Origin of the sequence: Neisseria musculi (assembly GCF_014297595.2) — a bacterium.
GTDB classification, from domain to species: Bacteria; Pseudomonadota; Gammaproteobacteria; order Burkholderiales; family Neisseriaceae; genus Neisseria; species Neisseria musculi.
In genome coordinates, this window is record NZ_CP060414.2 from 1,827,793 (window position 1) to 1,841,254 (window position 13,462).

General features: G+C 52.1%; 18 protein-coding genes and 1 pseudogene. All 19 read left to right on the forward strand.

Features of this window, described 5'->3' with window-relative positions; translation table 11 throughout:
* Positions 1-81 precede the first annotated feature (81 nt).
* On the forward strand, positions 82-1,074 hold the full coding sequence (locus tag H7A79_RS09580) for a DUF927 domain-containing protein (protein ID WP_246407858.1): 993 nt from the start codon (positions 82-84) through the stop codon (positions 1,072-1,074).
* 213 nt (positions 1,075-1,287) lie between these two features.
* Positions 1,288-1,875 carry a hypothetical protein gene (locus H7A79_RS09585; RefSeq protein WP_246407860.1) on the forward strand — a complete coding sequence of 196 codons (588 nt, stop codon included), beginning with the start codon at positions 1,288-1,290 and terminating at the stop codon, positions 1,873-1,875.
* A 136-nt stretch (positions 1,876-2,011) separates the two neighbouring features.
* Entirely contained in the window at positions 2,012-2,155 is a 144-nt protein-coding gene (locus H7A79_RS09590; protein ID WP_187000094.1) for a type II toxin-antitoxin system RelE/ParE family toxin, read from the forward strand.
* Positions 2,156-2,208: 53 nt separating this feature from the next.
* Positions 2,209-2,511: a type II toxin-antitoxin system RelE/ParE family toxin gene (locus tag H7A79_RS09595; protein WP_085363836.1), complete on the forward strand. Its 303-nt coding sequence runs from the start codon at positions 2,209-2,211 to the stop codon at positions 2,509-2,511.
* Complete coding sequence (locus H7A79_RS09600) at positions 2,504-2,827, forward strand: addiction module antidote protein (RefSeq protein ID WP_085363837.1); 324 nt, start codon at positions 2,504-2,506, stop codon at positions 2,825-2,827. Before H7A79_RS09595 ends, H7A79_RS09600 begins: the two co-directional genes overlap by 8 nt.
* 106 nt (positions 2,828-2,933) lie before the next feature.
* Positions 2,934-3,098 (forward strand): hypothetical protein, encoded by a 165-nt coding sequence (locus H7A79_RS09605; RefSeq protein ID WP_181792178.1) that lies wholly within the window; start codon positions 2,934-2,936, stop codon positions 3,096-3,098.
* 271 nt (positions 3,099-3,369) lie between these two features.
* Positions 3,370-3,636 (forward strand): type II toxin-antitoxin system RelE family toxin, encoded by a 267-nt coding sequence (locus tag H7A79_RS09610; protein WP_187000095.1) that lies wholly within the window; start codon positions 3,370-3,372, stop codon positions 3,634-3,636.
* 37 nt (positions 3,637-3,673) lie between these two features.
* Positions 3,674-4,069 carry a helix-turn-helix domain-containing protein gene (locus tag H7A79_RS09615; RefSeq protein WP_187000096.1) on the forward strand — a complete coding sequence of 132 codons (396 nt, stop codon included), beginning with the start codon at positions 3,674-3,676 and terminating at the stop codon, positions 4,067-4,069.
* A gap of 372 nt (positions 4,070-4,441) precedes the next feature.
* A pseudogene (locus H7A79_RS15305) lies at positions 4,442-5,643 on the forward strand (tyrosine-type recombinase/integrase).
* Between the two features lie 177 nt (positions 5,644-5,820).
* Entirely contained in the window at positions 5,821-6,087 is a 267-nt protein-coding gene (locus H7A79_RS09640) for a type II toxin-antitoxin system prevent-host-death family antitoxin (protein WP_135037280.1), read from the forward strand.
* 2 nt (positions 6,088-6,089) lie between these two features.
* Positions 6,090-6,509, forward strand: a complete 420-nt coding sequence (locus H7A79_RS09645) for a type II toxin-antitoxin system VapC family toxin (protein ID WP_186999912.1) — start codon at positions 6,090-6,092, stop codon at positions 6,507-6,509.
* Between the two features lie 248 nt (positions 6,510-6,757).
* Complete coding sequence (locus tag H7A79_RS09650; protein ID WP_186999913.1) at positions 6,758-7,420, forward strand: hypothetical protein; 663 nt, start codon at positions 6,758-6,760, stop codon at positions 7,418-7,420.
* Positions 7,421-7,652: 232 nt separating this feature from the next.
* Positions 7,653-9,959 carry a phage tail tape measure protein gene (locus tag H7A79_RS09655; protein WP_187000100.1) on the forward strand — a complete coding sequence of 769 codons (2,307 nt, stop codon included), beginning with the start codon at positions 7,653-7,655 and terminating at the stop codon, positions 9,957-9,959.
* A gap of 37 nt (positions 9,960-9,996) precedes the next feature.
* Positions 9,997-10,884: a phage tail protein gene (locus H7A79_RS09660; protein ID WP_187000101.1), complete on the forward strand. Its 888-nt coding sequence runs from the start codon at positions 9,997-9,999 to the stop codon at positions 10,882-10,884.
* The gene (locus H7A79_RS09665) at positions 10,881-11,099 is read left to right on the forward strand and encodes a tail protein X (RefSeq protein ID WP_187000102.1); all 219 of its coding nucleotides are present in this window, start codon (positions 10,881-10,883) and stop codon (positions 11,097-11,099) included. The genes H7A79_RS09660 and H7A79_RS09665 overlap by 4 nt, the downstream gene beginning before the upstream one ends.
* Positions 11,087-12,196 carry a phage late control D family protein gene (locus H7A79_RS09670; RefSeq protein WP_187000103.1) on the forward strand — a complete coding sequence of 370 codons (1,110 nt, stop codon included), beginning with the start codon at positions 11,087-11,089 and terminating at the stop codon, positions 12,194-12,196. The genes H7A79_RS09665 and H7A79_RS09670 overlap by 13 nt, the downstream gene beginning before the upstream one ends.
* Positions 12,177-12,764 (forward strand): phage baseplate assembly protein V, encoded by a 588-nt coding sequence (locus tag H7A79_RS09675; protein ID WP_187000104.1) that lies wholly within the window; start codon positions 12,177-12,179, stop codon positions 12,762-12,764. Before H7A79_RS09670 ends, H7A79_RS09675 begins: the two co-directional genes overlap by 20 nt.
* Before the next feature lie 72 nt (positions 12,765-12,836).
* Entirely contained in the window at positions 12,837-13,097 is a 261-nt protein-coding gene (locus tag H7A79_RS09680) for a hypothetical protein (protein ID WP_187000105.1), read from the forward strand.
* Between the two features lie 15 nt (positions 13,098-13,112).
* Entirely contained in the window at positions 13,113-13,409 is a 297-nt protein-coding gene (locus H7A79_RS09685) for a hypothetical protein (protein ID WP_187000106.1), read from the forward strand.
* The last annotated feature ends 53 nt before the right edge of the window (positions 13,410-13,462 follow it).

Here is a 13,462-nt window from a genome sequence, read left to right on the forward strand (position 1 = left end):
CCTGCCATCTGAAATACACCAGCAAACAAAAAGGGCAGCCGATACAGGCCGCCCAAAACAGGAAAAATCAGGAATACCATCATGAAAAACGAAACCATACACGACAACACCGCCGACACCAACCCCGAAACCATTCAGGCCGCCGCCCTTGCCGAGTTTGAACAAGCAGAATTGCGCCCGCATTTCCAATGCACCAAAAACGGCGTTTTTTACATTGCCGTAGAAACCGACAAACACGGCGAAGTACACGAAAAACCCCCGCTGAAACTGGCAGACCCAATCGAGCTTATCGGGCGCGGCACAGACGAAACGGGCAGCCATTACCGCATTATCCGCTGGCGCGATGCCGTAACCCGCAAAGCCCGCATAGAAGCCCTGCCGATGGCCGAAATCGGCGTAAACTGGCAACGCCTGCAATCACACTGCATTACAATCATGGCAAGCCGCAGAAAACGCGAATTACTGGCCGATTATCTGCAAACCGACGGCAGCAACGAACGCTACACCGTAACCAACCGCGCGGGCTGGTGTGCCGACAATACAGCCTATATCCTGCCCAACGGCGAAGCCATAACCGCCAAAAAACAGCCCGCCAAAGTGATTTACAACGGCGACAAATCACAGGCCGACAGCTACACCGAAAGCGGCAGCCTTGAAGACTGGCAGCAAGGCATAGCCTGCTATATGGCAGGCAACAGCCGCTTATGCTTGGCAATCGGCACCGCCCTAGCCGCCCCGCTTGCCCGTCTGTTGAATATCGAAGCAGGGGGATTCCACCTTTTCGGCGATTCACGCGACGGCAAATCCACCGCCGCCAAAGCCGCATTATCCGTATGGGGCAACCCTGAAACGCTTATGCTGACATGGACAGGTACAGGCTTAGGCTTTACCAACACCGCCGCCGCCCGCAATGACGGCTTACTGGTATTGGACGAAATCGGCCAAGCCAACGCCAAAGCCGTAGCACAAACCGCCTATTCCGTGATTAACGGCGTTTCCAAAGTACAGGGCGCAAAAGACGGCGGCAACCGAGAATTAAGCCGCTGGCGCATTTTCATACTTTCCACAGGCTAAAAGCCCCTAAACAGCTTTCTAAGAACGGCGGGCGTAGAATGGAACGCAGGCCAAGCCGCCCGCCTGCCCGATATTCCCAGCGACGCAGGCAAAGGCTTAGGCATTTTTGACACCCTACACGGCCACGAAAAAGGCGCAGCCTTAAGCGAAGCCATTACCGCCCACGCCGCCCGATACCACGGCACAGCAGGCCGCGCCCTTATCCGCCTGCTATTGGAAGACCCTAAAGCCATCAACGAAGCCCGCGCTATAATGGCCGACTTTATGGCCATGTTGCCCGATACCGACGGCCAAAGCCGCACCGTTGCCTTACGCTTTGCCATAACCGCCGCCGCTTTGGAACTGGCTGCCAAGCACGGCATTACAGGCTTAGGCGCAGGGGTAGGCATGGCAGGCATCAAGCAATGTTTCGACGCATGGCACAGCCGCACAGGCACAGGCAAATATGAAGACAACCAAATCATCAAACAGGCCATAGACTTCATGCAACTTTACGCAGAATCCATGCGCTTTGTGGATTGGAACAGCGAATTTACCAATCAAGACCACGCAGGCTATCGAAAGCGCAAAGAACAGGCGCATTTAGACGAATTTTGGATAATCCCCGCCGTATTTGAAAACGAAATATCCAAAAGTTTTGAAACAAACAAGACTTGTAATGTACTTTTCGGTATTAAATGGCTGAAACGTGATGGAAAAGACAGCCGCTGGCAATTCAAACGCTATGGCAAAGGACGTTTTTATGTGCTGGTAGGCATAGAGCCGCCAAGCCAAGACAGCGACAACCAAGCCGAACAATAGGCCGTCTGAAAGCCCTTAAGGTTTATCGGCAGAAAACCAACCCGACACCAGCCCCGCCGCTGGTGTTTTTTATGGCCGTCTGAAACGGCAGGGCATACGCATTGACAATGTATCCAATCGGATACATAATCAATATATGGAATACCAAATCAAAACCACAAACCACTTTGAAACATGGCTTGCCGCCCTAAAAGACAAACGCGCCAAAGCCAAGAAGGTTTATCGGCAGAAAACCAACCCGACACCAGCCCCGCCGCTGGTGTTTTTTATGGCCGTCTGAAACGGCAGGGCATACGCATTGACAATGTATCCAATCGGATACATAATCAATATATGGAATACCAAATCAAAACCACAAACCACTTTGAAACATGGCTTGCCGCCCTAAAAGACAAACGCGCCAAAGCCAAGATTGCCGCCCGCCTATTACGCGCCCAATTGGGCAACTTAGGCGACCATAAAGCCATAGGCGGCGGAATAAGCGAAATGAGAATAACAGACGGAAAAGGCTACCGCCTTTACTACACCATACGCGGCAATACCGTTATTTTTATGCTGATAGGCGGCGACAAAGGCACACAGCAAGCCGATATAGCCCGCGCCCACCAAATCAAACAGGAATTAAGCCATGACTAAAACCACCATTACCCCATTTGACCCCGCCCGCTATTTGCAAGACGAAGAAGACATAGCCTTATTCTTGGAAGCGGCGGCAGAAGAAGCCATAGACGCAAACGACAACAATATTTTGTTACAGGCCATCAATACCGCCGCCAAAGCGCGGGGCATAATGCAAGTAGCCAAAGATGCGGGGGTATCCCGTGAAAGCCTATACAAATCACTAGCCCCCAATGCCAAACCCCGCTTTGATACCATTACCAAAGTATTACACGCGTTGGGGGTACAAATGACGTTTACGGCCAAGCCACCGCAAACGGCAGAAAAGCCCTAAACTGCCAAATACAAAAAAGGCCGTCTGAACAATTACCCCTTGTTTCAGACGGCCTTTTTAAAACTTATATTACCCAAGCCCGCCCCTTATTGTTTCCTATCAGGAAATGATTTACCAAAAAATCATCAAATTATTTCATAAAAAATTTTTCCCTATACAGGATAACGAAAAATCAGCGGGTATGGCGGGTATGCAATTAAAAACACCCCCGCAAGCCTTTATTTATAAGGGTTTCACGCATACCCGCTTACATAAATTAACGCGGGTATGAGCGGGTATGTGCGGGTATGGCTTTATAATCATAAACTTATAATGTAAAGACGCACCCCATACCCGCACCAACCCGCCTATTTTTTTATATCGGGTATGATTTAATCATTTAATATCAACACCTTAACCCCATCATACCCGCATACCCGCCATTCCCGCAGTGTTTTGCATATATAGCAATGTTTTTTTAGGGCGTTTAATAAGTAAAAAATTGCCACTATTTATAATAAATCTTATAATATAAGAGAAATTTAAGAAAACATAAGCTAATCATGCCTAAAGTATTTTGGACACCCAAAGCCACTAAACAGCTTTTGAAAATTGACCCGAAAAACAGAGCGGCCATTTCCAGCAAGGCCAAAGCCTTATCAGCTTTTCCCGATGTGGAAGCTGATATAAAGAAAATGGCAGGAATGGCCGACACCTACCGCTTAAGGATAGGAAACCACCGTTTGATATTTCAATGGCAGAAAAACCAAGAACCGCACATTATCGAAATCCAGCAGGTAGAAACGCGGCAATCCGTTTATAAAAACTAATCCAGCGGGGCATATCCCGCCCCTGAAAGGCCATCACATGAATATCCAGTTATTAAACGGCGCAGACGGCAAACCCGCATTTGTCGTATTATCCGTAGAAGAATTTAACCGCCTTGCCAAAGGGCAGGCACAAATAGACGAAGCAGGCGAAATATGGGAAAGTATCCCCGTAGAAGCGGGCGAGATGGACGGAAGCCCCAGCGCAGCATTACCGCATGAAATTGTAGAAATTATCCTAGAGCAGAACGTAAGCCCCGCCGCCGCATGGCGCATATACCGTAACCTTACCCAAAGCCAAGCCGCCGAACGGGCAGGCATCACGCAGGCGGCATTAAGCCAAATTGAGAAACAGGGCAGCCGCCCACAGGCCAAAACCCGCGAAACTTTGGCCGAAGTGTATAACTGCCACCCCGACCAACTGGCAGGCTTATAAGGCCGTCTGAAAACACCAGCCCCACCGCCACAAAAACCACAGAATCAGACTAAAAACGCTTTGACTTGCGCAAATTTACGGTACTTTTTACGGTACTTTTTGTTTTTAATAGTTTCATTATTATATAAATCAATATGTTAAATGCAAAGTTTAAGTCTCGATGTCGCCCAAATTTTCGGGCTGTTTTTTTACGTCTAACACCGTCTAATGCCATAAACCAAGATTCAAGCACAGCAAGGATTTTAGCCCGATAAAGGGCATTTTCAGACGGCCTTTATTATCCAATACAGTAAAATCCCGTCTAATTGAATAAACCAAAAAAACGGAGATATATTTGGGATATCTGAAAATACCACTAAAAAATACCCCAAAATGCCGTTAAACGACCGCCAAATAAAGAACGCCAAGCCCGCCGAGAAACCGTACAAACCGGCAGACGGCGGGGGTATGTTTTTGCAGGTCACACCAGCGGGCGGCAAGTTATGGCGGCTGAAATACCGCATAGACGGAAAAGAGAAATTACTTTCAATCGGCAAATATCCCGCCGTTTCTTTGTCTGAAGCCCGCAAAGCCGCCGAAAATGCCCGCCGCTTGCTTCGCAGGGCAAGCCCAGCTGCCGCCAAGCAACAGGGGCCAAGCAGGAACGACAGGCCGCCACCGGAAACAGCTTTGAAAAAATCGCCCGCGAGTGGCATAAAAACCAACTGCCCCGCTGGACAAGCAACCATGCCGCCCGCGTGTTGTATTCTTTGGAAACAGACGCTTTCCCGATGCTTGGAAAGCACCCCGTTACCGAAATCAAAGCCCCGTTACAGCTGGAAACGGTAAGGCGGTAGAAGCGCGTGGGGTACCTGAAACCGCCGCCCGCGTGTTGCAACGTATCAAGGCCGTTTTCAATTACGCCATTCAGACGGGCAATGCCGCAGAGAACCCTGCCTTTGCCCTTTGCGGCGTGATTGTACGTGAAAAGGTCAAACACCGGCCCGCCTTTCCGCAAAGTGAAATCACAGAGTTTTACCACCGTTAAATGCGTGAACCGATGCGCCAAGAAAACCGCATAGCCATGATGCTAATCATGCTTACCTTTGTGCGGGCGGGCAATATCCGCTTTGCACAATGGAAAGAAATTGATCAGCAAGCGGCTATGGGTTATTCCCGCCGAAAAGATGAAGATGCGGGCGACGCATATTGTGTCCTTGTCTGATTGGACTTTAGAGCTACTGGAAAGCCTACACACCGCAACGGGGCATGGTTGTTATCTGTTTCCCAGCCGCACCCATTCAGACGGCCACATCAGCGAAAACACCGCAGGCAAAATCATTAACGTGGGATACAAGGGCATTGCCACGCCGCACGGTTTCCGCAGCCCGGCTGCCGATGTGCCGAATGAAAACGGTTTCCCGCCCGATGTAATCGAGCGACAGCTTGCCCATGTGGAACAAAACAAGGTAAGGGCAGCATACCACCGCACGGAATATCTGCCGCAACGGGTAGAAATGATGCAATGGTATTCAGGCTATTTGCGTGAGCGGTACAACACCGCCCCAGCCCTGATTGATGCAGAAAGAAGCTGATGTTGTGTAGGTTTTAACAACCGCCCATCATTGCCCCGCAATCCCAAATACCGGCAACCCCGCCGAAGCAGCGGGGATTTTTACCGCTTTTTTGTCGGCGGCATAATATGCCGTTGCTTTGCATTGGATTAAATTAAGGTAATAACATTAATCCAAAACAAACGCAGGAGTTTGATAATGGAAAAGATTATGACGAGCAGGAAGTTTAACCACTACACCACCCGCGCCATGCGGGAAGCCGACAGCGCGCCCTTAGTGATAACCAACAGGGGCAAGCCCGCGCATGTGTTATTGAGTTATGACGATTATCGGCAACTGGCAGGCAGGCCGAAAAGCGCGCTTGATGTACTGATGCAAATAGACAGCTCTGATGCTGCCGATATAGAGCTTGAGATACCGCCACGCAGCCAAGCGCAGCGGCGTAATGCCGATTTAGGGGAATAACTGTGTATTTGCTGGATACCAACATAATCAGCGAGATGCGGAAAATCAAACGCGGCACGGCAGACAAAGGGCTTACCTCTTGGCTTGCCACCGCCGACAGCGGCGTTTTCTACACCAGCCCTATTGTTGTGATGGAGCTTGAGCGGGGCATTTTGCTGATGGAGCGCAAAAACCAAACACAAGGAGCGGCATTGCGGGCATGGTATGGCGCAGTAATGGCCGAAATGTTCGCAGGCCGCATCTTGCCCATAGACCGCAACACCGCCGCTATTTGCGCCAAACTTCACACCCCCAACCCAGCCCCTGAAAACGATGCACGGATAGCGGCAACAGCCATACAGCACCGCCTTACATTGGTAACACGCAACACGGCGGATTTTAGAAACACTAAGACCGAACTGTTTAACCCATTTGCAGTTTAAGGCCGTCTGAAAGTATTTTTTGAGTTATCGGGAGTGAAAAAATGAATCAATGGGGAAGTTACGGTTATCTTTTGGAATATGCTGAGAGCGGGCATAGTTTCAGCATCTATGACGTAGCGGAAGATATTGAAAAGACAAGAGCAGGATAAGAAGATTGTTTACATATACCCTCCACAAAAAAGAAAGAAAAAACAATATCAGAGCAGCAGGTATCTGAAATAGAGCGAAATTTAAAAGAATCCAGAGAGATGCACAAAAAGGCCAAACGACTGAGAGATGAAGCGCAAAAAGAGAAAGACAAAGCAGAAAGGCTTAAAAGGGAGCATAAAAAGACACTTGAACAACACATAAAAAGAGCATCTAAGCAGGTTCAAATAGTAGAGAACGATAACAAGCAGCTTAGAGAAAGCCTTGCAAACAGCAAATTGGAATTAGCACGGGCCAAAAATGAATTAAAAATATACGAAAGCATGAAACACCACACGCCAAGCGGTGATGTTGTTATTTTAGAAAATGAGATTATCGCAAAGCTGAAGGCCGAGAATGCAAAGCCCAAGAAAACATACAAGCCGCCGATGGTAGAAATCGAAAGAAAAGGTAGAGAAATAGCGCGGCGCGACTTACAGAGAGCCGCGCTGGAAGCAGCAAAAGAAAAACAATTGATAAAAGAATCCAACAGAAAAGCCGCGCTTGCCCGACACGCAAAAACAAACAAACTAAAAGCACAGGCGATACGGGAGTACAAAGACAGCGGGTTAAGCAAAAATCAGTTTGCCAAACAAGCCGCGTCAAGATTTTATGTATCTGAATCAACGATGCGGAAAAACTGGCTGCAAGGCGTTTTAGCCATTGAGCGATACGCGAAAAACCCATACCCTATGCGCGTAAAAGCCTACTCTATGCGCGCATAGGGTATTATTTTGTCTAAAAAAAAGGCCGATAACAAACAGAACGGCCACGACAGAGCTGGCAATCGGATAAAAGGCAAATCCGACAGCAAACAGCACCAGTATGAACAGAACGGCGAAAGCCAGTCCCAGCATACCGAAAATATTATCGGCAAATGCGGATAATTCGTTCAACAGTTTGGATGCGGACATGATTGACTCAGCAGAAATATTTGGTTTGCAAGGACTTTAACCTATGTCATCTAATTTGGCAATAGCGATTACCGTCGGTGCCAGCGTAGGCAGTGCGCTTGCCGGATTGCGCCGCCTGAATGCGGCCATAGTTACTGTCCGCAGCGATGCGCTGAGTACAGGCCAAAAGCTGAAAAGTCTGGGGTCGACAACCCTTATCGGCGTAACCGGTGCGGTAACGGGAATCAAAGCGGCGACCGGAGTGGTCATGGGGTTGGCTGAAGAAGCCGTTAAATTTGAATCCGCGATGGCGGATGTGAAAAAAGTCGTTGATTTTGAATCGCCGGAGGGGCTGAAAAACCTCCAAAAAGACATTTTGCAGATGACGCGCACCATTCCGATGGCAAAGGAAGAGCTGGCAAAAATCGCCGCATCGGGCGGCCAGCTGGGGGTAGCGGAAAAAGATTTGAAGTCATTTACCGCAACCATCGCCAAAATGGGCGTGGCTTTCGATATGCCTGCCGAACAGGCGGGTGATTCGATGGCCAAGCTGGCCAATGTTTACCAAATCCCGATTGAGCAAATCGGCAAACTGGGTGATGCCGTCAACCATTTGTCCAACTCCAGCCCCGCCAAAGCCAGCAATATTGTCAATGCACTGGGGCGCGTCGGCGGCGTGGCCAAGCAGTTCGGGCTAACCGAGCTTCAGACGGCCTCTTTATCCAATGCCTTTATCAGTTTGGGCAAAACGCCCGAAGTGGCGGGTACGGCCATCAACGGAATGCTGACCAAGCTGATGACGGCCGACAAGCAGGGTAAGAAGTTCCAAGCGGCGCTGGAAGGCATGGGCACGGATGCCAAAGCCCTGAAAAAAGCGATTGCCGAAAACGGCGAGCAGGCTTTGGTGGACTTTTTGAAGCAGATTGAAAAACTGCCGAAAGAAAGCCAAATGGGCGCGCTGGTGGATTTGTTCGGCTTGGAATACGCCGACGATGTGGCGGTGTTGGCCGGCAGTGTGGAAACCTATGAGAAATCCATCAAAGCGCTGCAAAAAGCCGGCAAAGACGGTATGCCTGAATTTACGGGCAGCATGGAGAAAGAATTTGCTGCACGTTCGGCCACTACTGAAAACGGCCTAACGCTGATGAAAAACGGCTTTGCAGAGCTGAAAACGGTAGTCGGAGACCGACTGCTACCCGTGATTAACAAGGTTTCCGCATTTATAGGAAATCTTACCCACAATTTGACCGATTTTGCTACCAAGAATCCGGAAGTCGTCGATGGCTTGTTGTTGTTCGGTGGCGTGATTGCCGGGTTGATTATCGGTTTTTCTGCATTTACTGCCGTGATTGGCGGGTTCTCAATGGGTTGGGTGGTTGCGGCCAGGGCCGTTTCTCCTATCATTTCCGTATTGGGGGCGGTTCTCAAAGCCATGTCGTTTTTTGGGCGCGGCATTATGCAGGTTATCCGTTTCCTGCCCATGCTCGGTTCGGCATTTTTGAAATTGGGTGCCTTCTTAATGGCTAATCCGATTTTCCTTGCCCTTGGTCTGTTGGCCGCAGCCGCTTACCTGCTCTACCGCAATTGGGACAGCGTGGTCGGCGGGGCGAAAGCCCTGTGGCAGGGTTTGGGCAGCTTCTTCAGCGGTTTGTGGGCATCGGTTTCCGCCGCCTTTCAGACGGCCTGGAGCGGCATGACCGCCCGGTTCGGCACGGTTTGGGAGGGCATCAAAGCCTTTGCCCAAGCAGGCATTGCCGCGCTCTTAAACCTGATTCTGACCTTCTCCCCCGTTACCGCCTTTATCACCGCCTTCCAAGCGGTTTGGGCTTGGCTGTCGGGCTTGGGCGCAGCTTTCATGCGCTACGGCAGCATGATGATTGACGGCTTAGTCAACGGCATCAAGGCGGGCATCGGCCGTGCGGTGGAGGCGGTGCAAGGGGTGGTGTCGGCGGTTAAGTCGGCGTTTACCTCAGACCGCAAGGGCATGGCCATCCACTCGCCCAGCCGGGTGTTTGCGGGCTACGGCGGCTTTATGACCGAGGGTTTGGCCATAGGCATCAACCGCGGTGCGGCGCGCCCGCTGGCAGCTGTCGGCAATGCGGCAGGCCGTCTGAAAGACGGATTTACCCGCTGCGCGGGCAGTCTGCGCGCGGATTTGGCGGCGCGGATTTCGGGCGGCAGTGCGGAATTTGCCGCCGCCCGCGCGGCGCAGCCGCAAGCCGCAGGCGGCATCACGGTGAATTTCAACCCGACCATCCACGCGCCGGGCGGCAACCCCGCCCAAATTCAGACGGCCTTGCAGATGGGTTTGCGCGAATTTGAAACAATGTTCAAACGCATGATGGCCGACCGGGAACGGAGGGCTTACTGATGCCGTTTGAACGGGACACGATTTAGGAGGGCGTCAAATGTATGCCATGTTGGGCGGGGTGCGCTTCGAGCTGCTCAACAGCTTCACCTCGCTGGAAACCGAACACGCGGCATGGTTTGCCCGGCACGATGTTTTGCAGGGCAAACCGCGCCTGCAGGCAACGGGCAACGGCCTGGCCGCCATGCGCTTTACGCTGAAGCTGCATTGGCGGCTGGGCAATCCCGACACGGCCTATCACGGCCTGCTGGCCGCCCAAGAAAGCCAGCAGGCACAGGCATTGGTGTACGGCAGCGGCCGCTTTGCCGGCTGGTGGGTGATCGAGCGGCTGGTCGCGCGCACGCTGATACAGGATGCGCAAGGCCGCACAGCCGCGCGCGAAGTGGATGTGGAGCTGACCGAGTTTGCCGGCGACCCCAACAACCCGCTGCCCGCGCCTGCGGTGATGCAGGCGGGCAAAAGCCCGCTGCTGTCGCTTCTGCCCGAATCGGTACAGGCGCAGGCATCGGACATCATGCAGGCGGTGGAAACGGGCGTGAAGATTTACCGCGCGGCGGAAGGCGGCATTGCCGAACTGCTGACCGCGGCCAAAGAACTGAAACACGACCCCGCCGCGCTGCTGAACCTTGCGGGCGATGCCTTGGGCGCGGGCAGCGGCGTGTTGGCCAAACTGAACGGGCTGCCCGAAATCACCGCCGTGTCGGGTGATTTGTCGGCAGCGGGCCAAATGGCGGCACAACTGGGCCAGGCAGGCAGCCTGCTCGGCGACACGGCGGGCAGCCTGCGGCAGGGCGTGGCAAGCGGCACGATAGGCGGCTGGCTGGACGCGGCCGTATCGGGGACGGAATCGGCTGCCGATGCGGCGGCAAACGGCGCGGCCGCCGCAGAAACCTTGACGGCTTATCTTGCCTGCCGAAGGGATTTATGAGCGCAGTTATCCGCTATACCACCCGCGCGGGCGACCGTTGGGATTTGATTGCCCACAAGCATTACGGCAATGCGTTACTGACCGACGGGCTGATGGCCGCCAACCCGCATCTGCCGCTGGCAGAGGCGTTTTCAGACGGCCTCACTGTGTTTGTGCCGGTGTTGGAGACCCAACCCAAAAACAATCAAGAGGATATGCCGCCGTGGATGCGCTGAGTGCTTTTTTAAAGTTGAACGGCTTGGCGGGCGGCGGTAATACGCATCCGGTAACCAAGCCCGACTTTACGCTCAAATACGGGCAGAAAGACATCACCGGCGATGTGGAGCCTTATCTGCTGTCGCTGACCTATACCGATTATCTCGGCGGTCAGTCGGACGAGCTGGAAGTTACGTTTGAAGACACCGACGGCCGCTGGCTGCGCGGCTGGTATCCCGAACAGGGCGACGCGCTGAACCTGTCGCTGGGTGACCAATTCACGGGCTTGGTGGATTTGGGCAGCTTTGAGATTGCCGAAATCGAATACGCTCATCCGCCCAGCGTGGTGTCGCTGAAAGCCTTGGCTACGGGCATTACCAAAGCAAACCGCACCTTGCAGGCCAAAGCCTACGAAAAAACCACACTGGACAAAATCGTGCGTATGGTGGCAGGCCGTCTGAAACTGAAGGTAACGGGCGAAGTGGAACACATCGACATCGAGCGCGTTACCCAGTATCAGGAGCGCGACATCGAATTTTTGGCGCGCTTGGCCAAGCAATACGGCCACACCTTCAAAATCGTCGGCGACACTTTGGTGTTTATGAGCAACGCCAAACTGGCCGAACGCGAACCCGTGGCCGAGCTTTTGCCTGCCGACATGATCCGCGTGCGGCTGCGCGATTTGATTAAAGGCGTGCCGGACAAGGCGGCGGTGTCGGGTTACGACCCCAAAACCAAAACCAAAACCAACCGCACCACCACCCGCCAAGCCGAACCGCGCCGCAAAAAAGCCAAACACACCACCTCGGGCGACACGCTCAAAATCATTGCCAACAAGGGCGAGAGCCAGGCGCAGGTGAACGCCCGCGCCGATGCCGCATTGGCGGCGGCGCAGGAAGAGCAGTGCGCGGGCAGCGTAACCGTGTTCGGCCATGCCAAGCTGGTGGCCGGGCAGGTGGTGGTGCTGCAAAACCACGGCAAATTCAGCGGCCGTTATCTGGTCAGGCAGGCGCGCCACAGTTATGAACGCACGGGCGGTTACACCACCGAACTGGAAATCAAAATGCTGGAATATATCCCCGAAGAGAAAGAGGCCGATGATGCTGCCCGACCATGACTTTACCGCCACGCTGCAGTTCGGCATCGTGGCCGCCGTGGACGAAGCCGGCCACACCCTGCGCGTGCGCCTGCCCGCTTTGGAAAACCTCGAAACCGACTGGCTGCCGATGCTCACCCCCGCTGCGGGCGGCAACCGCTTTTACAGCCTGCCCGACGAGGGCGAACAGGTGGTGTGCCTGCTCGATGCCCGCGGCGAAAACGGCGTGGTGCTGGGGGCGACCTACAACGCCGCCGACAAACCGCCTGCGGCGGATAAAGACAAATGGATACGGCGCTTTAAAAATGGCACGGTGATTGAGCATGACCGAAAAACGGGTGATGTGTTGGTGAGAACCAAAGGTACCGTTACCATTGATGCGCCGAATACTGAGATTAAAGGCAATGCCACGGTACACGGCCTGTTGACTTACCTAAGTGGTATGAGCGCGGGCAACGGCAAAGGTGGTTCGGCGGCAGTAATTACCGGTAATGTGGTGGTAACTGGTGATGTGGTTGCTAACGGCATTAGTCTGGCAAACCATACACACCCGGGTGATTCGGGCGGAACGACAGGTTCGCCCAATTGATTTGGAAAATAAGGAATTTTTACAGGCTATTACTGTCTAATTTATCCAATGTAACAAAAAGGAATGGTTGACATGAAAGTAGTAAAAGGAGCCTCTTGGGTTATGTTAGGATTGTTATTGGCCTCCCCGGTTTTTGCTAAAACTTTTACTTACACAGCTCAGTGCAATATTCAGGTTATTGACCCGAAAAAAGCCCCTAATCCACCTGCACGGGTTACTGGGACAGGAACGGGTAAAACAGCAGATGCTGCTTGTACAGCTGCAAAAAAAGATGCAACCCAAAAAGCACCGGCTGGAACCTATGCCAGACACTGCCAATGTAAACCTGCTTAAATTGGAGAATCAAGAATGCTGCAATATTCAGAAGTAGTGAAAACTGTTGTTTTAAATCCGATTCCTCTACAAGATGATGAATTGAATTTCAAAATTGAAATTCTCAAAAACACTAATGATGAGTTTCGCGCACGCTTGTTTAGGCTGGAAACCTATCGGGTTAAGCCTTCTTTTGTCGAAGACATATTCGCAGATGAAGCACAATATGTACTGGATTTGCATACTGTGCCGGAGCTTACTGTAACATCCAAACATTCAGTTGAAGATTGTTTGCAGTTCGCATTACGAGAATTAGAAAAGAAATTCAGTTAACGGTTTTTTTAAAATGGTTTAAATGCGTTTTGAACGGCTTTCAATCAGAATCC

What these genes read in the sequence shown, in the direction of transcription:
- H7A79_RS09595 (WP_085363836.1), top strand. Translation starts at nt 2,209, where the DNA reads ATGGAATACCAAATCAAAACCACAAACCACTTTGAAACATGGCTTGCC.
- H7A79_RS09675 (WP_187000104.1), top strand. Translation starts at nt 12,177, where the DNA reads ATGATGCTGCCCGACCATGACTTTACCGCCACGCTGCAGTTCGGCATC.
- H7A79_RS09655 (WP_187000100.1), top strand. Translation starts at nt 7,653, where the DNA reads ATGTCATCTAATTTGGCAATAGCGATTACCGTCGGTGCCAGCGTAGGC.
- H7A79_RS09680 (WP_187000105.1), top strand. Translation starts at nt 12,837, where the DNA reads ATGAAAGTAGTAAAAGGAGCCTCTTGGGTTATGTTAGGATTGTTATTG.
- H7A79_RS09605 (WP_181792178.1), top strand. Translation starts at nt 2,934, where the DNA reads ATGATTTACCAAAAAATCATCAAATTATTTCATAAAAAATTTTTCCCT.
- H7A79_RS09580 (WP_246407858.1), top strand. Translation starts at nt 82, where the DNA reads ATGAAAAACGAAACCATACACGACAACACCGCCGACACCAACCCCGAA.
- H7A79_RS09685 (WP_187000106.1), top strand. Translation starts at nt 13,113, where the DNA reads ATGCTGCAATATTCAGAAGTAGTGAAAACTGTTGTTTTAAATCCGATT.
- H7A79_RS09650 (WP_186999913.1), top strand. Translation starts at nt 6,758, where the DNA reads ATGCACAAAAAGGCCAAACGACTGAGAGATGAAGCGCAAAAAGAGAAA.
- H7A79_RS09665 (WP_187000102.1), top strand. Translation starts at nt 10,881, where the DNA reads ATGAGCGCAGTTATCCGCTATACCACCCGCGCGGGCGACCGTTGGGAT.
- H7A79_RS09660 (WP_187000101.1), top strand. Translation starts at nt 9,997, where the DNA reads ATGTATGCCATGTTGGGCGGGGTGCGCTTCGAGCTGCTCAACAGCTTC.
- H7A79_RS09610 (WP_187000095.1), top strand. Translation starts at nt 3,370, where the DNA reads ATGCCTAAAGTATTTTGGACACCCAAAGCCACTAAACAGCTTTTGAAA.
- H7A79_RS09640 (WP_135037280.1), top strand. Translation starts at nt 5,821, where the DNA reads ATGGAAAAGATTATGACGAGCAGGAAGTTTAACCACTACACCACCCGC.
- H7A79_RS09615 (WP_187000096.1), top strand. Translation starts at nt 3,674, where the DNA reads ATGAATATCCAGTTATTAAACGGCGCAGACGGCAAACCCGCATTTGTC.
- H7A79_RS09600 (WP_085363837.1), top strand. Translation starts at nt 2,504, where the DNA reads ATGACTAAAACCACCATTACCCCATTTGACCCCGCCCGCTATTTGCAA.
- H7A79_RS09590 (WP_187000094.1), top strand. Translation starts at nt 2,012, where the DNA reads ATGGAATACCAAATCAAAACCACAAACCACTTTGAAACATGGCTTGCC.